The sequence below is a fragment of the Pseudomonas sp. SIMBA_041 genome (assembly GCF_046535095.1).
Lineage (GTDB): Bacteria > Pseudomonadota > Gammaproteobacteria > Pseudomonadales > Pseudomonadaceae > Aquipseudomonas > Aquipseudomonas mucoides.
Window position 1 is genome coordinate 198,586 of the sequence record NZ_JAWRXJ010000008.1, and the last position, 25,985, is coordinate 224,570.

The following is a 25,985-nucleotide window of genomic DNA, read 5'->3' on the forward strand; positions in this document are numbered from 1 at the left end:
ATAGTTCGATTCGCTTTGAGGGCGCTTCAGCTCGAACTGTCGTTGCGTTGAAGTGATATCTATGGAGGGCTTATGAAAACGAGTATAGCTAGGAATCATCACTTTATATCGCAAGCAGAGCAACGGCTGAATGCTATTGATGCAACTGTGAAGCCGAGGAATCAACGTATTTATAATTTTGAAATTTTGCAGCGTGAATCCCCTCGAATACGAAAAATTAAATCGGCTGGAGTAAAGATAGAAAGTAATCTGGCCAGAATGGATTTATACGCTTTAAAAGTACTTGAGGGTGCCGAGCAGTATAATCTCGAGGTCGCATTTCAAAAATATGAGAATGACTGCTCGAGAATTACGAGAACTTTGCTCAAGAATCTGAAAGCTAGCAAGCCGGAAAGCCTAAAAAGTGAGCTGCTTCGATTATATGTGCTCAAGCTTGTAAACACCATCAGAAACCCTTACACCATAAAGCGGACTCTTGAAATGTTTAGAGAGCTGCGCGGTGTATTACCTGGAAGCGAAACCCTGCAGGCTGACTTTATCTCCTTTGACTGCGCTAGCCGACCACAGGTTGCGAAAATATGCTCTGAATTCGGAGTTTCAGAGGACGAGTACGTATCTTGGCTTAAGGTTATCTTTCTATTGATAATGCAGCCTTTGGGGGAGGGATTAAATCTTATAGAAAGCTTGATAAAAAATCTAATCGAAAATACAAATGTCATAAAAAATTTCTTGATTTACAGATATGATGAAGGTCTTGAAGGGCGGGGTGTTTTACTTTGCGATCGAATGATTGATCAAAGACCTCTCGTTGGAACTCAGATGCAAATGTTTAATTTGGATGCGACTGCTTTTATGGTGGTGATACTTGTCGATGTAAAGAATCAAGACTTTGTTAGTTTGACGCCAGAGGACGCTAGTCTGGATTTTAGACAAGGAAATCTTATTCATGTAGATTACGCTGAAAATAACTTAGAGGCGCTAAAGAATTTTAATCAGCATTGTGTCTGGCTTGCCAATGCAAATGTTTTTTGCGCGTCCGAAAACCCTTTTGGCGTCGATGTAGAAATGCAGATTCCAGTTGAGGAAAGTCTTCAAAATCGGTTTGGCTCAAATTTGAGTTCGGTCGATAACGAGGCTGCAAATAGTGGCCTATGATGGGTAATTATTCTCGCCAAGACTAGGCGATAGTAAAAGATTATAAGCTTCTCAGAGCCTCGTTCGTTGCTTTAGGTTCACTCACCGAGCCAGCGGGAATGTTCGATTAAACAAAGATAGAGGTCTCAAACTCATATTATTAGTTCGTCTCATTATTCGAAATTGGTTACTGAATTATGAGGGCCTACGATAGCGTAGGCCTTGAACTCCCTGCCTATCATCGCTCCTCCCCACACACACACTCACACTGCGGGGAATATCCTCCTTATTCGCGACAAGTACATCACTCAGCCTTCACGAAGCGATCCGCGTATTAGTTGGCTTTTTAACTGAGGTCAAGGTCATCACTTTTGGTGTAAAGCCGTCTGGGTGAGGGTTGGTCCGGATGTTTAAAATCCTTGTATTTTTCACCAAAAATACTGTTTGGTATTAGCTCGGGTTCGAAATCCTCGACAAAGCTAATAGCTGCGCTGATTACAAAATTAGGTGATGCCTTTGAAGCAAAAAAATCAATCATCGTCTGGACGGTCACGTTGTTGAAATCTAACCCCCTTCCAATGAGATTCTCTCCTAATGCTGCTATCCACAGGCGCGAGTGATCATAGACTTGTCGGGAAGTTTTTGCAGTTTTGGCGATGCTTTCCAATAGATTTAGGATTGGCGTTTGCATTGTTGCTGCAATAGCCTGCTCGCCGTTCTCTGTTTCTATGAAATCGTAGAGGACTGCATGGCAGGCGCTGGTGTTCAAGATGAATTTGTTAAGTTGCCCTTTTAATATGGATTTGAAGCCAGCTGCTGCGCCATTCTGGAAGTATTGTTTCTTCGCCTCGTAAAAGACAACCCCGTCAATGTATTTTTCTTTATTAACCCAGATCCTGACTATTACGGCTATATCACCATATTTGGTTTCAGGTGTCCCTGAAAGCTTTAGTCCCTGCCATACAGTTTTTAGTGGCTTGTCTTTCCAGTTGATGTCTGTGCCGATCTTTATTAGCGAAGAAAGTATCTCGCCTGTGATCATGTTTTCGTTCCAGTAGCCCTGCGCGTCTCTGTATATGCAACTTTTAATAGCTTGATTTACATTGGCGCTTGCTTGGTTGCACCAATCCTGATACTTAATGCCTAACATTTGAAGCGCTCCAGTATTTGAATGGTATTTTAAACTAATGAAAGAGAGTGTGAAGGTTCAGTAGTATTTAAACTGACTGTTTCCTGGGCGAAGAAGGCACTCGCTCATCGCTCACTAAAGCTGAAAAGCGTTCCTGTATTCCTGACCCAGATAGAGGTTCGCGATTTGAATTGTCCTTGCGCCTGCTAATTAGAGGTACGTCTAGCCATCTAGTAGCACTGGATTTGGGGTGTCAGAATTGTCCCTGTTCCTAGTGTTGTGTCAATCCCAGGCAAGGTATTGTTGCGTTTCGCTCGAGAGCTAGTGTCAATCTTGTGCTGAAATGCCCACGAATTAGTCAACCGATAGACTCAGATTGACAGTCAATGGCTCATTTCCCGAAGTACGTGCCAACCCGTGTTATTACTGGTATTGGGGGCTGTCAACGGTTGGAGTGTTACGTGATACGAAGCATTACTGGCCGGATGATCCATTGGTGGCCGAAGCGACTGCGCGGATCAAACCCCGCAAGTAACTCTTGGGGTAGAACACAAAAACTGTGGCGAGGGAGCTTGCTCCCGTTGGGCCACGAAGCGGCCCCATAATCGGCCGCCTGAATGTGTCAGATACACCGCATGCAATGGAGATGCGACTGCTGCGCAGTCGAACGGGAGCAAGCTCCCTCGCCACAGGATTTCACTTGGCTCATGTGCTTGCGCCGGCCTTGGCAGTGAGTTGCTCCCGGCAATAGTCGGCAAACAACTGCGCGGGTTTGGTCAGTTGTCCGCGCTTCAACCATGCCGCCACCAATCCCGAACCAGTGACCTCTTCGACGATATCCACGCACACCACTTTCTGCCCGTCGTAAGTGCATTCCGAATGCGGCCGCGTCACCAGGATCGAGAAGCCGAACCCTTGCCCGACCATCCCCCGGACCATCTCGATCGAGGGTGAGCTGAAGGCAATGTTCGGCGACAGGTTCAATTCCTCGAACAGGCTGACGAAGTACGTCCGGCTCGGTTGCACGTCCAGCAGAATCATCGGCTCCAGGCACAGGTCGCGCAGCGATACCTGCTTGAGTTGGGCAAAGCGATGGTCTGCCGGCAGCAACGCATAGGGTCGCTGCGCCGGCATCAACGGTTCGGTCTGGATGGTGGCGTCGAGGTCGTGTTCGTACAGGATCGCCAGGTCGAAGGTGCCCGACGTCAGGCCTTGCACCAGCTCTTGTTGCTCGCCGTCGCGAATGCGGATTTTCACCCCCGGATACAGCGCCGAGAATCCGGCAATCAATTGCGGCAAGTACAGCGGCGCGACCGTTTCGAAGCAGCCGATGTCGATCTGTCCCGATACCACGTCATTGTCGGCCAAGGCGTTCTGTTCGAACTCCTTGGCCATGCGCAACAGCTCCTGGGCCTTGCGGTAGAAGCGCGCGCCGCTCGGCGTCAAGGACACGCCTTGGGCGTGATGACGGATCAGCAGTTGCACGCCGAAGCTGTCTTCCAGGCCTTTGATCGCCGTGGAAATCGCCGGCTGGGCGATGTACAGCTTGCGCGAAGCCTCGGCGACGCTGCCGCATTCGACGGTGGTGATGAAGTATTTCAGTTGACGCAAGTTGTAGGCAGCCACGGCAAACCTCGGGGTGGATGATCCAGACATCCAGGCAATATTCGCGCCGACTGCGTCCGTTCTGACGACGGTGTTGTTGTGCTTGAACAATAACCACATACCGCGCCACGGGGGAGGTTGGCTGCCCAGTTTTTTCATGGTCTGCGAAAACATTTTTACTATTTTTCGTGGACACGGGGCTGGGCCACCATCCAATCACAAGAAAAGCCCTTGGAGCATCTGAACGTGTTCGAGCTTGCATATTGGCAAAACAAAGCCGCAGCGCTGCAGTTACCCGACCAGGCCGTGATCGACGGTAAACGCCGTTCGGCGCAGTCCGGCCAGACATTCGCCGCGATCAACCCGGCCACCGGGCAATGCCTGGCCAACGTGACCGCGTGTGGCGATGAAGAGGTCAACGCTGCCGTCAGCAATGCGCGGCAGGTATTTGAAGCCGGCACCTGGTCGGCGCGTTCGCCCGGTGAGCGCAAACAGGTGCTGCTGCGCCTGGCTGACCTGATCATGGCCAATTGCGAAGAACTGGCTCTGCTTGATTCGCTGAACATGGGCAAACCGGTGATGGACGCCTACAACATCGACGTGCCGGGCGCGGCCGGGGTGTTTCGCTGGTACGCCGAAAGCCTCGACAAACTCTACGACCAGATCGCCCCCAGCGCGCAGAACGTACTGGCGACCATCACCCGTGAAGCCCTCGGTGTGGTCGCGGCCGTGGTGCCGTGGAATTTCCCGCTGGACATGGCCGCGTGGAAACTCGCACCGGCCCTGGCCGCCGGCAACTCGGTGATTCTGAAACCCGCCGAACAATCACCGTTTTCCGCCCTGCGTCTGGCTGAACTGGCGCTGGAAGCGGGTTTACCGGCAGGTGTATTGAACGTGCTGCCGGGCCTCGGCGAGCAGACCGGCAAAGCCCTCGGTTTGCACCCGGATGTGGATTGTCTGGTGTTCACCGGCTCTACCGAAGTCGGCAAATACTTCATGCAATATTCTGCGCAGTCGAACCTCAAGCAGGTATGGCTGGAGTGCGGCGGCAAGAGCGCGAACCTGGTGTTCGCCGATTGTCAGGACCTCGATCTGGCCGCTGAAAAAGCCGCGTTCGGGATCTTCTTCAATCAGGGCGAAGTCTGCTCGGCGAATTCGCGATTGCTGGTGCAACGCTCGATTCATGGTGAGTTCGTCGAACGCCTCATGGCGCACGCGGAACGCTGGCTGCCGGGCGATCCACTGGACCCGTCGAGCGGCGCCGGGGCGATTGTCGACAGCCGCCAGACCGCGCGCATCATGAAGTTCATCCAGCAAGCGGAACGCCAGGGCGCGACAAAAGTGTGCGGTGGCCGGCAGTCGATTTTCAACGGCTCTGACAACTTCATTCAGCCGACGATTTTCACCGGCGTGACCCCGGACATGCCGCTGTTTCGCGACGAAGTATTCGGCCCGGTGCTGGCGGTTACCGCATTCGATGACGAGGCCAACGCTTTGCAACTGGCCAACGACAGCGTCTACGGTTTGGCTGCGTCGCTGTGGACCGATGACCTCAATCGCGCCCACCGTGTGGCGCGGCAATTGCGAGCGGGGACCGTATCGGTCAACAGCGTTGATGCACTCGACGTGACCGTGCCTTTCGGCGGCGGCAAACAGTCCGGTTTCGGCCGTGACTTGTCGCTGCATTCATTCGATAAATACACCCAGTTGAAGACCACCTGGTTTCAGCTGCGCTCATAACAGCCGCTAACAACAAAACGGAGAACTGGCGATGACCACACCACGTGAAACCCGCGACTACCAGGCCGCCGACGCTGCGCACCACATCCATGCATTCGTCGATCAGAAGGCACTCAATGACGAAGGACCCCGGGTGATGGTTCGTGGCGAACGCCTGCATCTGTGGGACAACGACGGTCGGCGCTACCTCGACGGCATGTCCGGGTTGTGGTGCACCAACCTCGGTTACGGTCGCAAAGACCTGGCGGCGGCAGCGACTCGGCAACTTGAGCAACTGCCGTACTACAACATGTTTTTCCACACCACTCACCCGCAGGTGATTGAGCTGTCGGAGCTGTTGTTCAGCCTGCTGCCGGGGCACTACAGCCACGCGATCTACACCAACTCCGGGTCTGAGGCCAATGAGGTGCTGATCCGCACCGTGCGGCGTTACTGGACGATTCTCGGCAAGCCCGAGAAGAAAATCATGATCGGTCGCTGGAACGGTTACCACGGCTCGACCCTGGCCGCGACGGCGCTCGGTGGCATGAAGTTCATGCACGAAATGGGTGGCATGATTCCCGATATCGAGCACATCGACGAGCCGTACTTTTTCGCCCACGAAGGCGACCTGACCCCGGCCGAATTTGGCCTGCGGGCAGCGCAGCAACTGGAAGCAAAGATTCTCGAACTGGGCGCGGACAAGGTCGCCGGCTTCATTGCCGAACCGTTCCAGGGGGCGGGCGGGATGATCTTTCCGCCAGAGAGTTACTGGCCGCAAATCCAGCGAATCTGCCGCAAGTACGACGTGCTGCTGTGCGCTGATGAAGTGATCGGCGGCTTCGGTCGCACTGGCGAATGGTTCGCCCACGAATACTTCGGTTTCGAGCCGGACACGCTGTCGATTGCCAAGGGTTTGACCTCCGGTTACATCCCGATGGGCGGGCTGATTCTGTCGAAGAAAATGGCCACCGTGCTGGTGGAACAAGGCGGGGTGTTTGCCCACGGCCTGACGTATTCCGGGCACCCGGTAGCGGCGGCGGTGGCGATTGCCAATCTCAAGGCGTTGCGTGATGAGGGCGTGGTGACTCGGGTCAAGGATGATATCGGCCCGTACCTGCAACAGTGCTTGCGCGAGGTGTTCGGCAATCACCCGTTGGTGGGGGATATTCAGGGTGTCGGCATGGTCGCGGCGCTGCAATTGGCCGAGGACAAAACCAGCCGCAAGCGCTTTGCCAACGAGAACGACATTGCGTGGCGTTGCCGCACGATTGGCTTTGAAGAGGGGGTGATTATTCGTTCGACGCTGGGGCGGATGATCATGGCGCCGGCGTTGATTGCCAGTCGTGAGGAGATTGATGAGCTGGTGGGCAAGACCCTGAAAGCAGTGGATCGTACTGCTCAGGAATACGGCCGACTCTAAGAGTGTCGGAAGGTCGTTCGGACCTTATCGCGGGCAAGCCCGCTCCCACAGGAATTGTGTCGGCCTCGTAATCCGGGCATGACACGGGACCTGTGGGCGCGGGCTTGCCCGCGATAGCTATCGTCCATTCACTACCGTTTTCCAATCGTGCACCCACCTCGGGCGTCCCCGCCCACAGCGCTCTTTCGCGGTGCGCGCTACACAGCTTTTTCATCATTCGCCTCGACATATTTCCTAATTTTCCTTCTCCCCGCACTGGGCCAACATCGACTTCGCCAGTCAGCCCGATGCTGCCCGCCACAAGGTCCATCAGAGACCTGAGGTGACAGCTGATGTCCAGGGCCGCTGGCCGTACTGCCCATCAAAACTAAATCAACAGCTTTGGGAGTGCTCCATGATCAAGTCCTTGCTAACCCGCATCGCTCATCCATTGGCGATCACCGCCATCGCCGCCACGGTCGCCACCAGCGCCCAGGCCGGCACCCTCTCTATCGGTCACACCACCTGGGTCGGCTACGGCACCCTCTACCTGGCTCAGGACCTGGGCTACTTCAAGGAAAACGGCTTGACCGTCGAATTGCCCGTCGTCGAAGAGGCTTCGATGTACATGGCCGCGCAGGCCTCGGGCGAGTTGTCGGGCTCGGCGTCGACCATCGACGAAGTGCTGAAATACCGTCCGCAATTCTGCTTCAAGGCTGTGGCCGCGCTGGATGACAGCCATGGTGGCGACGGCGTGCTGGTGGGCAAGGACGTCAAGAGTCTGCAGGAGCTCAAAGGCAAAGCGGTGGCGGTGAACGAAGGGTCGACCTCGCAGTTCTGGTTGTCGTATTTGCTGAAGAAACACGGCATGACCATGAGCGACATCACCGTGCAGAACATGACAGCCGACGATGCGGCTACCGCGTTCATCGCCGGTCGGGTGCCGGCCGCCGTGACATGGGAGCCGCATCTGTCGATGGTGCGTGACAAGAAACAGGGCAAGGTGCTGATCGACAGTAGCAGCACGCCGGGTGTGATTGTCGATGTGGTCGCACTCAACTGCGCCGTCATCGAAAAGCAGCCGGAAGACGTCAAGGCCTTGGTCGCCGGTCTGTACAAAGCGGTCCAGTACACCAAGGACCATCCGCAGGAAGCCTACAAAATCATGGCCAAAGGCGTTGGTGGTTACCTCGCCGATCCGAAGGAACTGGCCGCCGCCGCGCAAGGCGTGCGCTTCTACGATCAGGCCATGAGCGAAAAACTCCTCGGCTCGCCAGGCAAGCCGGGCGACAGCGAACCGCTGATCAAACTGGCCAATGAAACCGCCAGTGAATTGCAGGGCAAACCCTACAACGTCAGCAATGACGATTTGATCGACAACCGTTTCGTCACCCCGCTGTAGGAGGTTTGCATGTTCAAGCGCAATTCATGGCTGAGCCGCTGCATCACGCCCAAGACCGGCCTGCCGGTGCAGGTGATCTGGAGCGCAAGCGGCTTGGCCTGGGTATTGTTGATCGGCCTGTGGGCGGGATTGTCCTATGGCGGTGTGGTACCGGGCATGTTCCTGCCGACACCGGGTGCGGTGGCCGAAGCCGCCGTACGCCTGGGCCGCGACGGCACCCTTGGCCTGCATGTGTGGGCCAGTCTCGAAGTGGTGATGGTCGGTTTCATTGTCTCGTCGCTGGTGGCGGTGCCGCTGGGGTTGCTGATGGGCAGCTTCCGTATCGTCCAGGCGTTCCTTGAGCCGATGGTCAATTTCATCCGCTACCTGCCGGTCACCTCGTTCGTGCCGCTGTTCATTCTGTGGATCGGGATCGGCCTGGAGCAGCGGGTCTCGGTGATCATCTTCGGTGTGTTCTTCCAGCAACTGGTGATGATCGCGGACGTGTCCAAAGGCATCTCCAAGGATTTGATCAACGCGTCCTACACCTTGGGCTCGACCCGTCGCGACGCGGTGCTGCATGTGATCGCCCCGGCCTCTTTACCGGGTGTGCTCGACACCTTGCGCGTAACCATGGGCTGGGCCTGGACCTACCTGGTGGTTGCCGAACTGGTCGCCGCTTCCAGTGGCCTGGGTTACTTGAGCCTTAAAGCCATGCGTGGCTTTCAAGTGGATGTGATTTTCCTGGCAATCGCGATCATCGGCCTGTTGGGCCTGGTCACCGATCAGCTGTTCCGTTTCCTACGTCTGAGGATCGCCGCATGGGCTCAGTAAGCGCCGTCAACCCTCGCTTCGTCACACCCTCGGCCGCCCCGGTGCAGGCCGCTCCAAGGCTGCAAGTGGACAAGGTCAGCCTGCGCTATCAGAAACCTGACGGCGGCATGTTCACTGCGCTGGAGCAGGTATCGTTCGAGGTGCCGGACCAACAATTCGCCGTGCTGGTCGGACCTTCGGGGTGCGGCAAGTCGAGTTTGCTGTACCTCACCGCCGGCCTCAACGAACCCACCGAGGGCGAGATCTACGTCGGTGGCCAGCAAGTGCAGGGGCCGGGTGCTGACCGCGGCATGGTGTTCCAGAGCTATACGCTGTTCCCTTGGCTGACCGTGCGCCAGAACGTCGAATTCGGCCTCAAGCGTCGCGGCATGGCGGCTGCCCAGCGCAAGGAGATCGTTGACTACTACGTCAATGAAGTGGGCCTGAGCGGGTTTGCCGATAACTACGCCAAGCAGCTGTCCGGCGGCATGATGCAGCGTGTGGCGATTGCCCGCGCGCTGGCCAATGATCCGCAGATCCTGCTGATGGACGAACCTTTCGGTGCGCTCGACAGCCAGACGCGCCTGCAAATGCAACAGCTGTTGTTGCGGGTCTGGGGCAACAGCAAGAAGACCGTGTTGTTCGTGACCCACGATATCGACGAGGCGGTTTTGCTCGGCGATCGGGTCTACGTGATGGGCGCCAGGCCTGGGCGGATCAAGCAGATTCTGGATGTGCCGATCGAACGCCCACGGACCCTGGACATGGTCATGGAGCGCTCGTTCATCGACATGAAGCGCAAGATCTTCGGGCTATTGCATGACGACCTGGAAGAGGTGCATTAACGCCGGCCCTGCACCCATCCCTGTAGGAGTGAGCCTGCTCGCGATTGCGGTGTTCCAGCTACATTGATCTCGACTGACACGACGTCATCGCGAGCAAGCTCGCTCCCACAGGTTTCGTATTGTCAGTTGGCAGGTAGCAGGAACCGCGCAATCACCGGCAAGTGATCAGAGATGCGCAACGTATCGTCCTGCCTCACCATCGCCTCGACCCGCTTGAGGCGCGGGCTGTAGAACAGGTAATCAACCGTGCGGTCCGGGCCGCTCAAGCCGGGGTCATTCGGGTAATGCGTCAACCACTGGGCCCGATCAGCGCCGCTGGCTTCGTTGTTGGTCGGGATCATCGGGTACTTGTCCCACAGCACATGCAGCGCGCTGTCGGCCGAGTAGGGCGTGCGTTGTTCCTCGGGCAGTCGGCGAAACTGCCCGAGCGGCAACAGATTGAAATCGCCACCGATCAACCACGGCGTGCCACGGCCTTCGAATTTGTCGAGGACCTTGGCAACAGCCGTTACTTGGGCTTGCAGGGTTTCGTCGGGCTGGATGAGGCGGTCCAGGTGGGTGTTGAGTACCGCCATCTGACCGCCGTCGTTGAACGGCAGGTAAGACACCAACAAGGCGTTTTTCGGTTTGAACTGGCGGCTGATCAGGTTGGCCGGCGCGACCGGCAATTGCAGGCGTTCGGCATGTTCGATCTGGTAGCGGCTGAGCGTCGCCAGTTGCCGGCCGACGCTACCGAAGATATGCGGATCCGGCACGAAGTCTGCCTTCCAGTCGAAGGCGTAAGCGCTGCACGGATACAGGTCGGCGACCCGCTCTTGCAGCAGTTTGAACTGGTGTTGGTAATCGCTGGTCTTGGCGTTGTCATCGAGCTCCTGCAACAACACGATGTCAGGGTTTTCGTCGCGTATCACCCGCGCCACTTCGTCGAGGCTGAAGGCCATGTCTTCGGGGGTGGGGTTTTCATCGGCGCCCTGCGCGAGGTCGTTCCAGAACACATAGCGTTTACCCGCCAGGTACTGAACGTTCCAGGTCATCACTTTTAATGCCTGACCGGGTACCAGGGTGGGCGCTTGAGTCGTGCAACTGACCGGCAGCACTTCCTTGGGGGCGGGGCGCCAGGTCAGGTTGTAAATCAGCAATGCGATCACGCCGGTCACGATCAACAGGCTCAGCAGGGTGTAGCGCAGTAGACGGGTCATGGCTCGGCTTATAGCGTTACAAAAGGTGGCCCCGAGCATAACCGAGACCGGAGCCGAAGCCCACGGTCAGAGCGGCCCCTCAATCTTCTCGGGCGTATCGCCGATCAGCATGAACAAGCGGAACAACACCACGCTGGTGAACAGTTGCAGGAAGCTGTGGGCGCTGTCGATCAGCAGGGAAATCACCGGGTTTTGCGGGTCCGGGTACACCGCGAGGGTGGCGCCCTTGAGCACCCACAGCGGACCCATCACACACAGGATGCACACCAGAATGCGCATGAAATGGCCGCGGGTCAGGCGCAGGCTTTCTTTCATGGCCGCCAATGGGGCCATGCCACGCAACACCAGCAGGTACTCGCCGAAGGCCAGGGTCACCATCAGATAGATACCGGGCAGGAAGTACAGCGACAGACCGAGCAGGATCAACAGGGTGTTAAGTGCCGTGAGCAGGGCGAAGCGCGGCCACAGGTACGCCGAACGTGTCAGCAGGTCACGGTTGCGCGGCGATTCACCGCGGCTGCGGGCGTCGAGAAACAGGATCAGGGCCGCGGTGTACAGCGGATAAACCAGCAAGCCGACGATGACACTGACGCCGGGGAAACTGTCCGGCTCGGTGGAGTGGTCGACAATTTGTTGCAGCAGCGCCTCGAAGATCACCAGCGGCAGGCACAGTTGCACGATCTGCCCCAGATTGCGTTTGAAGAAATACAAGGAGTCACGCAGTACATCGAACGGATTCATCAGTCGGTATCGCAGGTTGGAAGCAGTGGTCCACTTTAACCGATCAAACCCTTGGGGGCGCAAACGTAAACGTTAGGTAAAGCTCATTGAAACAACTTGTTTCAGCCTCCATTAAGGTCGAGCACCTTATCCTCTTTGGAAAAGGACAACGATTTTCCCCGGCAATCTACGAGGTCGCCATGAACAGCGAAGAACAAACCCTGATCGATGGACTGTTTTCCCGGCTGCAACAGGCCGAAACGGACTCAGCCCCGCGCGATGCCCTGGCTGAGGCGCGGATCAAGGAACACCTGACTCGCCAGCCTGCGGCCGGCTATTTCATGACCCAGGCGATCCTGGTTCAGGAAGCTGCCATCAAGAGCCTTGACGAACAGAACAAGCAACTGACCCAGCAAGTGCAGCAATTGCAGGCCGAACTGCAAGCGGCCAAGGCACAGACAGCGGCCCCGGCGCCAAGCGGTGGTGGCTTTTTGTCGAGCATCTTCGGTGGCAGTGCCCGCGATCCACAGCCCGCACCGACCCAGAGCGCCCCATCGTCCACGGGCGGCTGGCGTGAACCGGCACGGCCATCGTTCAATTCACAGCCACCGCAGCAGAATTTTGGTGCCGCGCCGCCCCAACAAAACTACGCCCCGCAGCAACAAGCTCCGGCGGCGGGCAGCAGTTTTCTCGGTGGCGCGCTGAAGACCGCGGCCGGTGTCGCGGGTGGCGTGATGCTGGCACAAGGCATCAGCAGCCTGTTCCATCACAATCAGCAGCCGGAAGTGGTTGAAGTGATCAAGGAAGAGCCGGCGCAGGTCAATGACCAGAGCAACGGCGGTTGGGGCGATGACCAGCGTATGGCTGACAACAGCACCAATGATCAGGGCGGTTTTGCCGACACAGATTACAGCGATGACAGCTCGTCATTTTTCGGCGGCGATGACGACGATTCCTTCGTCTAAGACGCCATTCGTCCGGGGCGCGACCGTGCCCCGGGGCGATTATTCGCGGAACAATCCTTCGGGCTGGCATACTGGGCGACTTTTCGGGCCAGGTGCCTGATCTCGCCTGCGCGCCTGTGCGCCAAGAGGAAACCCGCGGTGAAAAAAATCGCAGTGTTCGCCGATGTCCAAAACCTCTATTACACCGTGCGTCAGGCCTATGGTTGCCACTTCAACTACGCCGCGCTGTGGGCTGACATCAGCAAACAGGGCGAGATCGTCGAGGCCTACGCCTACGCGATTGATCGTGGCGACAGCAAACAGCAGCAGTTTCAGCAGATCCTGCGCAACCTCGGCTTCACCGTGAAGCTCAAGCCCTACATCCAGCGCAGCGACGGTTCGGCCAAGGGCGACTGGGACGTGGGCATCACCCTCGACATCATGGACGCCGCCGATCACGTCGACGAAATCGTGCTGGCCTCCGGTGACGGTGATTTCGACATGTTGCTGGAACGCATCATCAGCAAGCACGGGGTGCAAGCGGTGGCTTACGGCGTGCCGGGCCTCACGGCCAACTCGCTGATCCGCGCCGCCAGCCGCTACGTGCCGATCGAAGGCGCGTTGCTGCTCAAGAATTGATTTTTACGGAGTTGAAACAGGTTTGGAACGCATAGCAGTCATCGACTTTGAAACCACCGGGATCTCCCCGAGCAGCAGCTGCCGGGCCACGGAAATTGCCGTGGTGATTCTTGAACAGGGGCGCATCGTCGAGCGTTACCAAAGCCTGATGAACGCCGGCGTGCGCGTGCCGGCTTTCATCGAGCAACTCACCGGCATCAGCAATGCCATGCTGCGCACCGCGCCGTCGGCCGAGCAGGTGATGAACGAGGTTAATGAGTTCGTCGGCATCACGCCGTTGCTGGCGCACAACGCGGCGTTCGACCAGAAGTTCTGGGACTTTGAGCTGGGGCGGATCAAGCGCACGCGTTTGCAGAACTTCGCCTGCTCGCTGCTACTGGCCCGCCGCCTGATGCCCGCCGCGCCGAACCACAAACTCGGCACCCTCACCACGTTCGCCAACTTGCCCGATACCGGCAAGGCTCACCGGGCGATGGCTGACGCGGAGATGGCGGCGAATCTGACGACGCATTTGATGGAAGAGTTGCGGCGCAAGCATGGCTTGCGCGAGTTGTCCCATGATTTGCTGTGCGGCTTGCAGAAAGTGCCGGCGGCGAAGATCAACGAACACCTCAAGCGCCATCGCGGGTTCTAATACCACCGCAAACCCTCTGTAGGAATGAGCCTGCTCCCGATTGCGGTGTTCCAGCTACATTGATGTCGGCTGACACGACGCCATCGCGAGCAGGCTCGCTCCTGGAAGGGATCTCCTGCAGCTTTAGATTGTTTTGCCATTGCCTTCGATGTGCCCCAACGGCACGCGCTTCTCTATCGCACTCGACAGCACAATCGACGTCTTGCTGAACCCGAACTTGGCAATCCGGTTGATCAACTCCTCCAGCTCCGGCATCGAGCCCACTGCCGCTTGCATGATCACGCACGGATCGCCGGTCACCCGGTGGCATTCGGTCAATTGCGGGATTTTGATCAAGTCGTCGTAGGCCTTTTGATTGCCGTGCTGGTTCAGGCGCAGTTCGATCACGCACTGGATTGGCAAACCGAGCTTGGCCATGTCGACTTTCGCCTGGTAACCGGTAATCACGCCGCTGGCTTCCAGCTTGGCCACGCGTTCGGCCACGGCCGGGGCGGACAGGTTGACCTTGCGCGCGAGGTCGGCGTAGGACGCACGACCGTTTTCCAGCAGGGCGCTGAGGAGCATGCGGTCGTATTTATCCATCGGCGTACACCTTGAAAATGACTGACTTTCGAAAGCATGGTTTATAGCGCTGATCTCCGTGTTTTGAAAAGTGTACTGGCGCTATAAACAGGTTTTGTAACTTATTTTTAGCGTTTGGCCTTTCTAGAATAGCTGTTCACATTGTTCTGTCATCGAGCTGCCCATGCCTGGCTTACGTCGTTTTCCCTTACCCTTGATCGCTGCCTTTTTCGCGTTGTACGTGATTTGGGGCTCGACCTATCTGGTGATCCGCATCGGCGTTGAGTACTGGCCGCCGTTGCTGCTCGCCGGAATCCGTTTTGTGCTCGCCGGGACGTTGATGTACGCCTTCCTGCGCTGGCGTGGGGCGCCGGCACCGACGTGGGCGCAGTGGAAAGCGGCCGGCATGATCGGGATCTTGTTGCTCGCCTGCGGTAACGGCGGCGTCAGTGTCGCCGAACACATGGGGGTGGCCTCCGGTGTGGCGGCATTGGCGGTGGCGACGGTGCCCTTGTTTACTTTGTTGTTCGGCTATTTCTGGGGGGCGCGAAATACCCGTCTCGAATGGGCCGGGATTGCGCTCGGGCTGATCGGCATTGCCATGTTGAATCTCGGTTCGAACCTGCAGTCGAGCCCGTTGGGCGCGCTGTTGCTGGTGTTCGCGGCGGCCTCCTGGGCGTTCGGTTCGGTCTGGAGCAAACACGTGCCGTTGCCAGCGGGGGCGATGGCCAGCGCAGTGGAAATGCTGGTCGGCGGCGTGGCGCTGCTGATCGGCAGTGTCGTGAGCGGCGAGCATCTGCAAGCCATGCCGCCGATTGAAGGCTGGGCTGCCCTGGCGTATCTGACGTTCTTCGGCTCGATCATCGCGTTCAACGCTTACATGTACCTGTTGAAAAACGTGCGTCCCGCGGCGGCGACCAGTTATGCCTACGTCAACCCGGCCGTCGCGGTATTGCTGGGGATTGTGTTTGTGGGCGAGACCATAGGAATCGAAGAAGGGCTGGCGATGCTGGTGATCATCAGCGCTGTGGTGTTGATCGGATTGCCACAGTGGCGTCGGGCGCCTGTGCAGACGGCTGTAGTCGCGCCGACAGAATCCCGTGTGAATTAGGGTAAACTGCGCGCCATTGCATCTTGTTTTGCACACTTGTTTTGAAAAACCCGCGCTGAATTTTCCTACGGTAATCCCATGACTTTCGCCACCCTTGGCCTGATCGAACCCTTGCTGCGCTCTCTCGAGACGCTCGGCTACCAGACCCCGACGCCGGTTCAGGCGCAAGCCATTCCGGCGGTGCTGGCCGGTCGCGACCTGATGGCTGCGGCCCAGACCGGCACTGGCAAGACCGCCGGTTTCGCGTTGCCGCTCCTGCAATTGCTGGCCATGGAAGGGCCGAAAGTCACCGCCAACTCGGTGCGCGCACTGATTCTGGTGCCGACCCGCGAACTGGCGGAGCAAGTCCACGAAGCCGTGCGTCAGTACGCCGAGAACCTGCCACTGAGCACTTATGCGGTGTACGGCGGCGTCAGCATCAACCCGCAAATGATGAAGCTGCGCAAAGGCGTCGACCTGCTGGTGGCCACGCCGGGCCGTTTGCTCGACCTGTTTCGCCAGAACGCGCTCAAGTTCAATCAGCTGCAAACCCTGGTGCTCGACGAAGCCGATCGTATGCTCGACCTGGGCTTTTCCGAGGAACTGGGCAACATTTACAAGGCGCTGCCGAAGAAGCGCCAGACGCTGTTGTTCTCGGCGACGTTCTCCGATGCGATCCGCACCCTGGCCGGGCAGATGCTCAACGATCCGCTGAGCATCGAAGTCAGCCCGCGTAACGTGGCGGCCAACACGGTTAAGCAGTGGGTAGTGACGGTCGACAAGAAGCGCAAGCCGGAACTGTTCGTTCACTTGCTGCGTAAAAGCAAATGGAAGCAGGTGCTGGTGTTCGCCAAGACCCGCAACGGTGTCGACGCGCTGGTGGAAAAACTCCAGGGCCTGGGCATCAATGCCGACGGCATCCACGGCGACAAACCGCAGGCGACGCGTCAGCGCGCACTGGACCGTTTCAAGGCCAGTGAAGTGCAGATCCTGGTCGCCACTGACGTCGCGGCCCGTGGTCTGGACATCGAAGATTTGCCGCTGGTGGTCAACTTCGACCTGCCGATCGTGGCCGAGGATTACATCCACCGCATCGGGCGTACCGGCCGTGCGGGTAACACCGGGCAGGCGATTTCGCTGGTGTGCGCCGATGAAGTGAATCTGCTGTCGGCCATCGAGACGTTGACCCGTCAGACTTTGCCTCGGCAGATGGAGCATGACTTCGAACCTGAGCACCGCGTGCCGGACACCGATGCCAGCGGTCAGGTGGTGAAAAAACCGAAAAAGCCGAAGAAACCGAAGACTTCCAGTGGCGGTAAACGCAATTTGGGCAAGTGGGTCGAGAGCGGGGATGCTTCGGCGCCGGAGCCTTCGATCAAGCCTGTGCGTAAAGTGCCGGTGTTCAACACTGGGCCGCGCAAGCGTAAGCCTTAACAGCAGCTATAAGTTGCAAGCTACAAGCTGCAAGTTAAAAGCCATTAACTTGCAGCTTGTAGCTAAAACTTGGCGCTGCTTCTGAGCCATTCCACCATCCCCATCCCCGCCGCACGCCCACTGGCGAAACACGCGGTCAGCAGATAGCCGCCCGTCGGCGCTTCCCAATCCAGCATCTCCCCCGCGCAAAACACGCCAGGCAATTGCTTGAGCATCAAGCGTTCATCCATCGACTCGAACGTCACACCACCGGCGCTGCTGATGGCTTCGTCCAGTGGGCGGGTTTTCACCAGCGTCAGCGGCAGTGCCTTGATCGCTTTGGCCAGCAACGCCGGGTCGCTGAAGCAATCGGCCGGTGTCAGCTCGCGCAGCAACGCGGCTTTCACGCCATCAATGCCCAGCTGACTGTGCAGGTGTTTGGACATCGAGCGTGAACCGCGAGGTTTGCTCAGCGCGGCCTGCACTTTATCCACAGGCTTGCCCGGCAGCAGGTCCAGATGAATGGTCGCGGAACCGTTGAGGTTGATCGCCTCACGGATCGGAGCCGACAAGGCGTAAATCAGACTGCCTTCAATCCCGGTCGCGGTGATCACGCATTCCCCGAGCCGCGGCACGTCGTCATTGAGGCCGATAGCGATGTTTTTCAGCGGCGCGCCGGCGAATTTACTGACCATCAATTCGCTCCAGGCCTGCACCTCGAAGCCGCAATTACTCGGTTGCAACGGCGCAAGTCCTACACCGCGTTGTTCCAGCGGCAGCCTCCACGCGCCATCCGAACCGAGCCGCGACCAACTGCCGCCGCCGAGGGCCAGCAGGGTGGCGTCCGGTGTCAGGCTTTTTTCACCGTCGGGGCTCGACAGTTTCAGGCTGCCGTCGGCATTCCAGCCGAGCCAGCGGTGGCGGGTGTGGATAACTACGCCAGCGTCGCGCAGGCGTTTGAGCCAGGCACGCAGCAAGGGCGCGGCTTTCATGTCGGTCGGGAACACCCGGCCGGAACTGCCGACAAAAGTTTCGACGCCCAGGTCATGAATCCACTGGCACAGCGCGTCGGCGCCAAAGGCGCGCAGTAGCGGTGCAATCTGTGGCGCGCGCTCGGCGTAACGCGAGAGAAACGCCGGGTAGGCTTCGGAGTGGGTGATGTTCATGCCGCCAACCCCGGCCAGCAGGAATTTGCGGCCCACCGAGGGCATGCCGTCGTACAGGTCGACCTTGATCCCGGCCTGGCTCAACACTTCAGCCGCCATCAGGCCGGCGGGGCCACCACCGATGATGGCGACGTGAGGGGGGAGGGCGGTGGAGGATCGGGTCATGGAGTGCGCTGCGGTTTGGCGGGATAAGCGGCGCATTCTACCAGCACAGATCCCTGTGGGAGCGAGCTTGCTCGCGATAGCGGTGGGTCAGTCAGCGTAGTGTTTACTGATAATCCGCTATCGCGAGCAAGCTCGCTCCCAGAGGGGATTTGTTATGTGTTCAGGACCTGGTTAAAAAACAACCACCGCAGTGTAGGCTATGCGCCGTAAGGGCTGTAGGCCGTTTCACTCAGGTTATCCACAGGCAGTTCCACAGGCATTGTGGGTAAACACTCACGGTTCAATGACAACCTGATGACTGCCACACCCGTTGCGCGCTGTGATGCAGAATCCCGTGCCGCCGCGCCAACGCCTTGCGGTCCGTGCTGTAACCGCCGCCAATCACCCCGACCACTGGAATATCCCGGCCCAGGCAATGGCGCATCACGCTTTCATCACGCGCCGCCACGCCTTCGTCCGTCAGTTTCAAGTAACCCAGGGCGTCGTCCTTGTGCACATCGACCCCGGCGTCATACAACACCAGGTCCGGTTGATAGAGCGGCAGCAAATAGTTGAGCGCATCGTCGACCACTTTCAGGTAGTCGGTGTCGCCCATGCCCTTGGGCAACGGGATGTCCCAGTCACTTTCGGCTTTGCGTGCAGGAAAATTCTTTTCACAGTGCAGGGAAACGGTCACCGCGTCCGGGGTGTTGTGCAGGATCCGCGCAGTCCCGTCGCCCTGATGCACGTCGCAATCGAAGATCAACACCCGATTCACCCGGCCACTTTCCAGCAGGTAATGGCTGATCACGGCCAGGTCATTGAAGATGCAGAAGCCCGCCGGGTAGTCGTAATGCGCGTGATGGGTGCCGCCGGCCAGGTGACAGGCCAAACCGTGTTGCAGCGCCTGCTCCGCCGCCAGCAACGACCCGCCGACCGCGCGCACCGTGCGCCGGGCCAGGGCTTCGCTCCAGGGCAGGCCGAGACGCCGCTGGTCTTCACGGGACAACTCGCCACTCATATAACGTTCGATATAGGCAGCGTCATGGGCGAGGGCGAGAATCTCCGGGGGGCAGAGCTCCGGGCGCAGCAGATCGGCGTCCCGGGTCAGGCCGCTGTCCACCAGGTGATCGCGCAACAGGCGAAACTTGTCCATGGGGAAGCGGTGGTCCGCCGGAAACTCGGGGCTGTAGTCTTCGTGATAAATCAGCGGCAGCGGCATGATGATTTCATGTAGGAATGAGAGAAGGATCCTACCAGCGATGTAGACTTGCGGCATGGAAACGGGGGAACGCAATGGAGCCAATACTGCAACTCGAAAGTGCGCGACTGCTGTTGCGGCAGTGGCGCGACGAGGATTTGCCGGAATTTGCGGCGATGTGTGCCGATCCACAGGTGATGCGTTATTTTCCGGCGCCGTTGAGTCGTCTGGAAAGTGCCTCGCTGATCGGGCGCATTCGCGGGCATTTTGCCGAGCATGGTTTCGGCCTCTGGGCGCTGCAACGCAAGGACACCGGCCAGTTCATCGGGTTTACCGGGCTGGGTGTGGTGGGCTTCGATGCGCCATTCACCCCGGCGACCGAAATCGGCTGGCGCCTGGCCCGCGAGCATTGGGGCCTGGGGTATGCCAGTGAAGCCGCGTGGACCGCTCTGCGTTGCGGGTTTGACCGGTTGGGGCTGACCGAAGTCGTGTCCTTCACCACGCAATCCAACACGCCTTCCGAGAAAGTCATGCAGGCGATCGGCATGCACCATGATTCAGCCGATGACTTCGAGCATCCGAAGCTCGCCGCCGGCCATCCCCTGCGTCACCATGTGCTGTACCGCATCACCCGTGAACAATGGCTGCAAACCTTGCATGGATAAGCCGCCGCGGACGTTTACAATGGCCCCCATCTTATTGGCCCTGGCCAGAAACTGAATCGACCGTCGCAGCCAAGACTGCGCGGCAATGTTTTGCGTGAGGAGAGCCTGAATGAGCCAAGTGTTGGATGATCTGGTCGACCTGTTGACCCTGGAACCGATCGAAGAAAACCTGTTCCGTGGCCGCAGCCAGGACCTGGGTTTTCGCCAGTTGTTCGGCGGTCAGGTGATCGGTCAGTCGCTGTCGGCAGCCAGTCAGACGGTAGAAGAAGCGCGGCATGTGCATTCCATGCACGGGTATTTCCTGCGTCCGGGCGATTCAGCATTGCCTGTGGTTTATCAGGTGGATCGGGTGCGCGACGGCGGCAGTTTCAGCACGCGACGGGTGACGGCGATCCAGAAGGGCAATCCGATTTTTACCTGCAGCGCCTCGTTCCAGTACGACGAAAAAGGCTTTGAGCACCAGGCCCAAATGCCGGTTGTGGTCGGACCGGAAAACCTGCCTTCGGAACTGGAACTCACCCAGCAGCATGCACACCTGATCCCTGAGCACATGCGCGAAAAACTGCTGTGCCCGAAACCGATCGAATTCCGCCCGGTGACCGAAAAAGATCCCTACAACCCGCTGCCCTCTGACCCGGTCAAGTACGTCTGGTTTCGTGCCGACGGTGCCCTGGCCGACTCGCCGGCGCTGCACAAATACTTGCTGGCCTATGCGTCCGACTTCGGTCTGCTGGTGACTTCGATGCAGCCCCATGGCAAAACGGTCTGGAACAAGGACATGCAGGTCGCCAGCCTCGATCACGCGCTGTGGTTCCATCAGGATCTGCGCGCCGATGACTGGTTGCTCTATGCGATGGACAGCCCTTGGGCCGGTAATTCCCGTGGTTTTAACCGTGGCAGCGTGTTCAACCGTGCTGGACAACTGGTGGCCTCGGTCACTCAGGAAGGCCTGATTCGTCATCGCAAGGATTGGGCATGAGCCTGGCCGAGGTGCGTCATTGGGTGTTCGACATGGACGGCACCCTGACGGTGGCTGTGCACGACTTTGCGGCGATTCGCGTGGCATTGGCGATCCCGGCCGAAGACGACATCCTGACCCACCTCGCCGCATTGCCGGCCGATGAAGCGGCGGCTAAACATGCGTGGCTGCTGGAGCACGAACGTGATCTGGCACTGGGGTCGAAACCGGCACCCGGTGCGGTAGAGCTGGTGCGTGAGTTGGCCGGGCGCGGTTATCGCCTGGGCATTCTCACGCGCAATGCCCGGGAGCTGGCGCATGTGACGCTGGAGGCCATCGGCCTGGCCGACTGTTTCGCCGTGGAGGATGTGCTGGGGCGTGATGAAGCACCGCCCAAGCCGCATCCCGGTGGCTTGCTGAAATTGGCAGAGGCCTGGAACGTGCCGGCGAGCGAGATGGTGATGGTCGGTGATTACCGCTTTGATCTGGATTGTGGTCGCGCGGCGGGGGCGCGAACGGTGTTGGTGAATTTGCCGGATAACCCGTGGCCGGAACTGACGGATTGGCATGCGGCGGACTGTGTGGCATTGCGGGAAATGTTGTTGGCTTGAGGGCCCCTTCGCGAGCAGGCTCACTCCCACAGGGGATCGCTATGGAATACAAAAACTGCGTCCGCTAGAGATCTACTGTAGGAGTTAGCCTGCTCGCGAAAGCGTCCGTTCAGGCATCAAAAAACTCACTGCCCAAACAAAGCCTTCTGCCCCTCCGGCGACGTCAACATCCCCTGCCCGTTATGCCCAACCCCCGGCACTTCCACCAGCCGCTGGTTCACCCCTCGCGGATTACGACGCAGCAAATAATCAAAGTAAAAATGCCCGCGAGCCAGCCGGTTAGTGCCCTGGGCTTCAGCCTCGCACCCCTTGTCCAGCGCCGGTTGCTGCGGGTCGGTGTCTTGCTGCCCGAGCAGATACGTCACGTCACGTTTGACGTAGTTGCCTTCAATCTGTGGTGCCGTTTGCCCACTGGCATAAAGGGGCAAATCCGTCAGGCCATATTTCCAGCGGTTGAAACCAGAGCATTTCGCGTGATCGAACGCCACGGGCCGTCGCTCATCGAAATACGCGTACGAGGAGGGGTTGGCGACCACATAAAGGACTTTCACGCCGGCAGCGCTAAGCGCGGGTTGATCGTGAGCCAGCAAGGCATAGCGTTGAACCACCTGGGCCCCCCCGGAGTGACCGGCGATGACGATTTGTTTCACGTCCGGAAACTGTTGGCGGTCGCTGACTCTCGCAATGATCTGATCCAGCGCCCCAAAGGAACTCAGTGCAAACGGGGCTGTGGATAAACCGCCGGCCATCCAGTCGTCGCCCTGCCAGCGCAAGACGCTGTCCGCCACGGGGTGCAGGGCGACATCGGTTTCATTGAGAAACTGTGGGGCGATGACCAGCGTGGTCTGGCTTTGTCCTGCCAGTTCAGCCGCCTGCTCGGCGCTCTGGCGGTAGGTTCCAGCGTTGCGCAGACGGCCGTGGATGATGATCAGCACGCGTTCGATTTTGGCCGGCGCGGCGCCGAGGCTCACCGCCATCTCGCCTTCTTTGAGCAACAGCCGGCCGGGGCTGAGTTCTTTGACCGCATGTTCGGCGGCTTGGGTACTTGCGCAGGTAAACAGTACAGCTAACAGCCACTTATTCATTTACAGGTTTTTCGCCGCAAAGGTATCGCACTGGCCCACCTGGCCTTGTGCAAATCCGGTTTTAAACCAGCGCACCCTTTGCGCTGACGTTCCATGGGTAAACGAGTCCGGTACCACGCGCCCCTGACCTTGCTGTTGCAAGCGGTCGTCGCCGATGGCATTGGCGGCGTTCAGGGCTTCTTCGATGTCGCCTGGTTCCAGCCAGTTCAGACGCTTTTGTGCATTGTTGGCCCAGACTCCGGCCAGGCAATCGGCCTGAAGTTCCTGACGCACGAGTAACCCCCCGTCGCCTTCCATTTGGCGGCCTTGGGCGCGAGCGGTCTGAATTTTCGCCGATACGCCGAGTAAAGTCTGAACGTGGTGTCCGACTTCGTGAGCGATCACGTAGGCCTGGGCGAAGTCACCGGCGGCGGAGAAACGTTGTGACATTTCCTGGAAGAATGCCATGTCCAGGTAGACTTTCTGGTCGGCTGGGCAATAGAACGGACCGGTCGCCGACGTTGCCAGACCGCAGGCGGAATTGACGCGATTGCTGAACAGCACCAGGGTCGGGTTCTTATATTGCTTACCGGCCTGCTGGAAAATCTGGCCCCAGGTGTCTTCGGTATCGCCGAGGATCGAGCGCACGAATTCGGCACCTTCATCATTGGCCGGTGGCGCCTTGCGCGTTTGATTAGTGGCGGGCGCCGACTGCTCGCTCATTTGGCCGGTGAGTTGTCCGAGGATCTGCAACGGATCCTGGCCGGTGATCCAGCCAATCCCGACAATCAGGATGATCGCGGTCAGGCTCAGGCCCTTGCCGCCACCAAAACGCATCCCGCCGCCACCGCCGCCGACATCATCACCACGGGCGTCCACCACGTTGTCGCTGCGTCGGCCTTTTTTCCATAGCATGTGGGAATCCTCTGATTGTCCGTGGGGATGAGTGTTGCTGGTGTGGCGGAGCGGCGCCAGTCCGATCGTCCGGGTTTCGGCTATTGCCGGCAATCGCCAGCCGTATTCCAGACTTGTATGAACGTGGACTCCCTATCGAATTCCGTCAGGCGCCGGGTTTTTATCGAATCAACCTGTCGATCGTCGAGTTCCAGATTTCGCATTACCGGGTTCGTCTTCTAGAATCAGGCAAATTGTATGTGGAACCTCCCATGGCCGGCAGTCAGATCGAACGTGTTTTCAGTGTGCTGGAAAGCCTTACCAGTGACCCTCGCGGTGTGCCGATGCAGGCGCTGGCGGAACAACTGGACATCCCGAAAAGCGCGACCCACCGCTTGCTTGCCGAGCTGATACGGCTGGGCTATGTGCGACAGAATCCAGAGAACCTGCGCTATCACCTGACCACCAAACTGGTGGCGATGGGGTTTCGTTATCTCTCGGGCAGCGGCGCCGATATCGTGCAGCCAGTGCTGGATCGCCTCGCGCAGGAGACCGGCGAACTGGTGCGCCTTGGCGTCATTGAAGGCGAGCGGCAGGTCTGGATCGCCAAGTCGCAAGGTGCCCGGTCCGGCCTGCGTTACGACCCGGACATGGGCCGCGATGCGCCCTTGTTCTACACCGCGTCGGGCCACGCGTGGCTGGCGTGCATGAGCGATGCCGAGGCGTTGTCGCTGGTCGAACGCCAGGGCGGTGAGCGGCCCAAAGACCTGGGGCCGAATGCGCCGCGATCCAACATTGAACTGCTGGAGCGTCTGCGTCTGGCGCGCGAGCAGGGTTATGCCTGGGTTGAAGAGAGTTCGGCGGTGGGCACCTCGGCGATCGCTGCCGTGGTGCGGCACCCGAGCGAGGGGCGGGTGATGGGGGTGCTGAGTATCGCCGGGCCCAGTGCGCGTATGCCGGGGGCCCGGTTGCATGAATTGGCGCCGCTGTTGTTGAGGTATGCCGAAGAGTTGTCGGCGGCGAGCCTTGCTTCAGAGTTGTTCAGCTGATTTGGGATGTCTGTTCGTCCGGAAACCGTGCGATGTTCGAACACTTTCGGCCTATGCTTGTATAGGAATCTGGAACCAGGTTCTAAATTATTGGAATTCGCCAGGCACAAGGGAACCCCATGACCGTCAGCACTCCGCTCTCCGGCGTAAACCAGCCCTTCAAAGGGATTTTGCTGATCGTCGTCGCCACCTTTCTTTTCTCCAGTCACGATGCCCTGTCCAAATACCTCTCCGGTTTCTATCCGATCGTCATGGTGGTCTGGGCTCGCTATGTGGTTCACACCTTGTTGATGGCGGGAATTTTCCTGCCGCAATCCGGATTGCGCGTGCTGCGAACCAAACGGCCATGGCTGCAAGTGATGCGGGCGTTGTGCCTGTTGGGCACCAGTCTGTTTTTCACCACCGGTTTGCAATACATCCCCTTGGCTGAAGCCACGGCGGTCAACTTTCTTGCGCCGGTGCTGGTCACGGCGCTGTCGGTGCCGTTGCTGAAGGAACACGTCACCCGTGGCCAATGGATCGCGGTGATTTGCGGATTCGCCGGCGTGTTGATCATCGTCCACCCCGGCGGTGATCTGTTCACACCCGCGGTGCTGCTGCCGCTCTGCTCAGCGTTGTTTTTCTGCTTCTATCAATTGCTCACCCGCAAGCTCAGCAACATCGACAGCCCGACCACCAGCAACTTTTTCGCCGGCCTGTGCAACACCCTGGTGATGAGCGCGCTGGTGCCGTTCTTCTGGCAAGTGCCGAGCCTTGGGCATGGACTGATGATGGTGGCGCTGGGCGCGTGCGGGATGACGGCTCACTTGTTTCTGACTCAGGCGTTTCGCTACGCCGCGCCGGCGTTGCTGGCGCCGTTCGGTTATTGCCAGATTGTGTTTGCCGGTCTGCTGGGCTGGCTGCTGTTTGCCCACACGCCGACCCTGACCACGGTGGTCGGGATCGCGGTGATTTGCTGCAGCGGGTTGGCGGCGGCGTGGCAACAGAGTCGTCGGTAGGACAAAC

Annotated in this window: 25 protein-coding genes and 1 pseudogene; 17 read left to right on the forward strand and 9 right to left on the reverse strand. The window is 58.6% G+C overall.

Going from position 1 to position 25,985, the window contains the following annotated elements; translation table 11 throughout:
• The first annotated feature begins 72 nt into the window (after positions 1-72).
• Positions 73-1,155, forward strand: coding sequence for a hypothetical protein (locus SB725_RS20630; protein WP_410922544.1), 1,083 nt, complete (start codon positions 73-75; stop codon positions 1,153-1,155).
• Positions 1,156-1,480: 325 nt separating this feature from the next.
• Here SB725_RS20630 and SB725_RS20635 read toward each other — a convergent pair whose 3' ends face one another.
• Positions 1,481-2,284: a hypothetical protein gene (locus tag SB725_RS20635; RefSeq protein ID WP_410922545.1), complete on the reverse strand. Its 804-nt coding sequence runs from the start codon at positions 2,282-2,284 to the stop codon at positions 1,481-1,483.
• A gap of 439 nt (positions 2,285-2,723) precedes the next feature.
• Between SB725_RS20635 and SB725_RS20640 the strand changes: the two are divergent.
• A pseudogene (locus tag SB725_RS20640) lies at positions 2,724-2,798 on the forward strand (hypothetical protein); the annotation flags it as partial.
• Between the two features lie 170 nt (positions 2,799-2,968).
• Here the strand turns inward: SB725_RS20640 and SB725_RS20645 are convergent.
• Complete coding sequence (locus SB725_RS20645) at positions 2,969-3,889, reverse strand: LysR substrate-binding domain-containing protein (protein WP_027924266.1); 921 nt, start codon at positions 3,887-3,889, stop codon at positions 2,969-2,971.
• 225 nt (positions 3,890-4,114) lie between these two features.
• Here SB725_RS20645 and SB725_RS20650 point away from each other — a divergent pair, with 225 nt between their 5' ends.
• From SB725_RS20650 to SB725_RS20670, 5 genes are all read left to right on the forward strand, one after another.
• Positions 4,115-5,608, forward strand: a complete 1,494-nt coding sequence (locus SB725_RS20650; protein WP_410922546.1) for an aldehyde dehydrogenase — start codon at positions 4,115-4,117, stop codon at positions 5,606-5,608.
• A gap of 31 nt (positions 5,609-5,639) precedes the next feature.
• Positions 5,640-7,010 carry an aspartate aminotransferase family protein gene (locus SB725_RS20655; protein ID WP_059182109.1) on the forward strand — a complete coding sequence of 457 codons (1,371 nt, stop codon included), beginning with the start codon at positions 5,640-5,642 and terminating at the stop codon, positions 7,008-7,010.
• 394 nt (positions 7,011-7,404) lie between these two features.
• On the forward strand, positions 7,405-8,391 hold the full coding sequence (locus SB725_RS20660) for an ABC transporter substrate-binding protein (RefSeq protein ID WP_027924263.1): 987 nt from the start codon (positions 7,405-7,407) through the stop codon (positions 8,389-8,391).
• A gap of 9 nt (positions 8,392-8,400) precedes the next feature.
• Entirely contained in the window at positions 8,401-9,204 is an 804-nt protein-coding gene (locus tag SB725_RS20665) for an ABC transporter permease (RefSeq protein WP_027924262.1), read from the forward strand.
• The gene (locus SB725_RS20670; protein WP_027924261.1) at positions 9,192-10,028 is read left to right on the forward strand and encodes an ABC transporter ATP-binding protein; all 837 of its coding nucleotides are present in this window, start codon (positions 9,192-9,194) and stop codon (positions 10,026-10,028) included. Before SB725_RS20665 ends, SB725_RS20670 begins: the two co-directional genes overlap by 13 nt.
• 122 nt (positions 10,029-10,150) lie before the next feature.
• Here SB725_RS20670 and SB725_RS20675 read toward each other — a convergent pair whose 3' ends face one another.
• Together SB725_RS20675 and SB725_RS20680 are read right to left on the reverse strand one after the other, a co-directional pair.
• Positions 10,151-11,227 carry an endonuclease/exonuclease/phosphatase family protein gene (locus SB725_RS20675; RefSeq protein ID WP_027924260.1) on the reverse strand — a complete coding sequence of 359 codons (1,077 nt, stop codon included), beginning with the start codon at positions 11,225-11,227 and terminating at the stop codon, positions 10,151-10,153.
• Between the two features lie 66 nt (positions 11,228-11,293).
• Positions 11,294-11,968 (reverse strand): YciC family protein, encoded by a 675-nt coding sequence (locus SB725_RS20680; protein WP_027924259.1) that lies wholly within the window; start codon positions 11,966-11,968, stop codon positions 11,294-11,296.
• A 179-nt stretch (positions 11,969-12,147) separates the two neighbouring features.
• Between SB725_RS20680 and SB725_RS20685 the strand changes: the two genes are divergently transcribed.
• From SB725_RS20685 to SB725_RS20695, 3 genes are all read left to right on the forward strand, one after another.
• Positions 12,148-12,912, forward strand: coding sequence for a DUF2076 domain-containing protein (locus SB725_RS20685; protein WP_027924258.1), 765 nt, complete (start codon positions 12,148-12,150; stop codon positions 12,910-12,912).
• 138 nt (positions 12,913-13,050) lie between these two features.
• The gene (locus SB725_RS20690) at positions 13,051-13,530 is read left to right on the forward strand and encodes an NYN domain-containing protein (RefSeq protein WP_007990686.1); all 480 of its coding nucleotides are present in this window, start codon (positions 13,051-13,053) and stop codon (positions 13,528-13,530) included.
• A gap of 22 nt (positions 13,531-13,552) precedes the next feature.
• Positions 13,553-14,164, forward strand: coding sequence for a PolC-type DNA polymerase III (locus SB725_RS20695; RefSeq protein ID WP_027924257.1), 612 nt, complete (start codon positions 13,553-13,555; stop codon positions 14,162-14,164).
• Between the two features lie 123 nt (positions 14,165-14,287).
• On the opposite strand, the gene SB725_RS20700 is transcribed toward SB725_RS20695, so the two are convergent.
• Positions 14,288-14,746 carry an Lrp/AsnC family transcriptional regulator gene (locus tag SB725_RS20700; protein WP_027924256.1) on the reverse strand — a complete coding sequence of 153 codons (459 nt, stop codon included), beginning with the start codon at positions 14,744-14,746 and terminating at the stop codon, positions 14,288-14,290.
• A gap of 163 nt (positions 14,747-14,909) precedes the next feature.
• Here SB725_RS20700 and yedA point away from each other — a divergent pair, with 163 nt between their 5' ends.
• Together yedA and SB725_RS20710 are read left to right on the forward strand one after the other, a co-directional pair.
• Entirely contained in the window at positions 14,910-15,836 is a 927-nt protein-coding gene (gene yedA, locus SB725_RS20705; protein WP_059182111.1) for a drug/metabolite exporter YedA, read from the forward strand.
• Positions 15,837-15,914: 78 nt separating this feature from the next.
• Positions 15,915-17,249: a DEAD/DEAH box helicase gene (locus tag SB725_RS20710; protein ID WP_027924254.1), complete on the forward strand. Its 1,335-nt coding sequence runs from the start codon at positions 15,915-15,917 to the stop codon at positions 17,247-17,249.
• A gap of 62 nt (positions 17,250-17,311) precedes the next feature.
• On the opposite strand, the gene SB725_RS20715 is transcribed toward SB725_RS20710, so the two are convergent.
• Positions 17,312-18,559 carry a TIGR03862 family flavoprotein gene (locus SB725_RS20715; RefSeq protein ID WP_177339171.1) on the reverse strand — a complete coding sequence of 416 codons (1,248 nt, stop codon included), beginning with the start codon at positions 18,557-18,559 and terminating at the stop codon, positions 17,312-17,314.
• A gap of 280 nt (positions 18,560-18,839) precedes the next feature.
• Positions 18,840-19,760, reverse strand: coding sequence for a histone deacetylase (locus tag SB725_RS20720; protein ID WP_194940762.1), 921 nt, complete (start codon positions 19,758-19,760; stop codon positions 18,840-18,842).
• A 74-nt stretch (positions 19,761-19,834) separates the two neighbouring features.
• Between SB725_RS20720 and SB725_RS20725 the strand changes: the two genes are divergently transcribed.
• The 3 genes from SB725_RS20725 (at position 19,835) to SB725_RS20735 (ending at position 21,973) form a co-directional block, all read left to right on the forward strand.
• Positions 19,835-20,404, forward strand: a complete 570-nt coding sequence (locus tag SB725_RS20725; RefSeq protein ID WP_027924251.1) for a GNAT family N-acetyltransferase — start codon at positions 19,835-19,837, stop codon at positions 20,402-20,404.
• 109 nt (positions 20,405-20,513) lie between these two features.
• Entirely contained in the window at positions 20,514-21,383 is an 870-nt protein-coding gene (gene tesB, locus SB725_RS20730) for an acyl-CoA thioesterase II (RefSeq protein WP_027924250.1), read from the forward strand.
• Entirely contained in the window at positions 21,380-21,973 is a 594-nt protein-coding gene (locus SB725_RS20735) for an HAD family hydrolase (RefSeq protein WP_027924249.1), read from the forward strand. Before tesB ends, SB725_RS20735 begins: the two co-directional genes overlap by 4 nt.
• A gap of 125 nt (positions 21,974-22,098) precedes the next feature.
• On the opposite strand, the gene SB725_RS20740 is transcribed toward SB725_RS20735, so the two are convergent.
• Both SB725_RS20740 and SB725_RS20745 read right to left on the reverse strand, forming a co-directional pair.
• Entirely contained in the window at positions 22,099-23,058 is a 960-nt protein-coding gene (locus SB725_RS20740; protein WP_410922547.1) for an alpha/beta hydrolase, read from the reverse strand.
• Entirely contained in the window at positions 23,059-23,952 is an 894-nt protein-coding gene (locus SB725_RS20745; RefSeq protein ID WP_059182115.1) for a neutral zinc metallopeptidase, read from the reverse strand.
• A 251-nt stretch (positions 23,953-24,203) separates the two neighbouring features.
• Here SB725_RS20745 and SB725_RS20750 point away from each other — a divergent pair, with 251 nt between their 5' ends.
• The gene (locus tag SB725_RS20750) at positions 24,204-24,980 is read left to right on the forward strand and encodes an IclR family transcriptional regulator (protein WP_027924246.1); all 777 of its coding nucleotides are present in this window, start codon (positions 24,204-24,206) and stop codon (positions 24,978-24,980) included.
• A gap of 119 nt (positions 24,981-25,099) precedes the next feature.
• Positions 25,100-25,978 (forward strand): DMT family transporter, encoded by an 879-nt coding sequence (locus tag SB725_RS20755; RefSeq protein ID WP_027924245.1) that lies wholly within the window; start codon positions 25,100-25,102, stop codon positions 25,976-25,978.
• Positions 25,979-25,985 lie beyond the last annotated feature (7 nt).

Bases quoted from the DNA above. Each gene is read 5' to 3' on its own strand.
- SB725_RS20680 (WP_027924259.1), bottom strand. From the start codon at position 11,968: ATGAATCCGTTCGATGTACTGCGTGACTCCTTGTATTTCTTCAAACGC.
- tesB (WP_027924250.1), top strand. From the start codon at position 20,514: ATGAGCCAAGTGTTGGATGATCTGGTCGACCTGTTGACCCTGGAACCG.
- SB725_RS20740 (WP_410922547.1), bottom strand. From the start codon at position 23,058: ATGAATAAGTGGCTGTTAGCTGTACTGTTTACCTGCGCAAGTACCCAA.
- SB725_RS20750 (WP_027924246.1), top strand. From the start codon at position 24,204: ATGGCCGGCAGTCAGATCGAACGTGTTTTCAGTGTGCTGGAAAGCCTT.
- SB725_RS20720 (WP_194940762.1), bottom strand. From the start codon at position 19,760: ATGCCGCTGCCGCTGATTTATCACGAAGACTACAGCCCCGAGTTTCCG.
- SB725_RS20685 (WP_027924258.1), top strand. From the start codon at position 12,148: ATGAACAGCGAAGAACAAACCCTGATCGATGGACTGTTTTCCCGGCTG.
- SB725_RS20725 (WP_027924251.1), top strand. From the start codon at position 19,835: ATGGAGCCAATACTGCAACTCGAAAGTGCGCGACTGCTGTTGCGGCAG.
- SB725_RS20655 (WP_059182109.1), top strand. From the start codon at position 5,640: ATGACCACACCACGTGAAACCCGCGACTACCAGGCCGCCGACGCTGCG.
- SB725_RS20665 (WP_027924262.1), top strand. From the start codon at position 8,401: ATGTTCAAGCGCAATTCATGGCTGAGCCGCTGCATCACGCCCAAGACC.
- SB725_RS20745 (WP_059182115.1), bottom strand. From the start codon at position 23,952: ATGCTATGGAAAAAAGGCCGACGCAGCGACAACGTGGTGGACGCCCGT.
- SB725_RS20715 (WP_177339171.1), bottom strand. From the start codon at position 18,559: ATGACCCGATCCTCCACCGCCCTCCCCCCTCACGTCGCCATCATCGGT.
- SB725_RS20670 (WP_027924261.1), top strand. From the start codon at position 9,192: ATGGGCTCAGTAAGCGCCGTCAACCCTCGCTTCGTCACACCCTCGGCC.
- SB725_RS20700 (WP_027924256.1), bottom strand. From the start codon at position 14,746: ATGGATAAATACGACCGCATGCTCCTCAGCGCCCTGCTGGAAAACGGT.
- SB725_RS20710 (WP_027924254.1), top strand. From the start codon at position 15,915: ATGACTTTCGCCACCCTTGGCCTGATCGAACCCTTGCTGCGCTCTCTC.
- SB725_RS20660 (WP_027924263.1), top strand. From the start codon at position 7,405: ATGATCAAGTCCTTGCTAACCCGCATCGCTCATCCATTGGCGATCACC.
- SB725_RS20630 (WP_410922544.1), top strand. From the start codon at position 73: ATGAAAACGAGTATAGCTAGGAATCATCACTTTATATCGCAAGCAGAG.
- SB725_RS20635 (WP_410922545.1), bottom strand. From the start codon at position 2,284: ATGTTAGGCATTAAGTATCAGGATTGGTGCAACCAAGCAAGCGCCAAT.
- yedA (WP_059182111.1), top strand. From the start codon at position 14,910: ATGCCTGGCTTACGTCGTTTTCCCTTACCCTTGATCGCTGCCTTTTTC.
- SB725_RS20675 (WP_027924260.1), bottom strand. From the start codon at position 11,227: ATGACCCGTCTACTGCGCTACACCCTGCTGAGCCTGTTGATCGTGACC.
- SB725_RS20735 (WP_027924249.1), top strand. From the start codon at position 21,380: ATGAGCCTGGCCGAGGTGCGTCATTGGGTGTTCGACATGGACGGCACC.
- SB725_RS20755 (WP_027924245.1), top strand. From the start codon at position 25,100: ATGACCGTCAGCACTCCGCTCTCCGGCGTAAACCAGCCCTTCAAAGGG.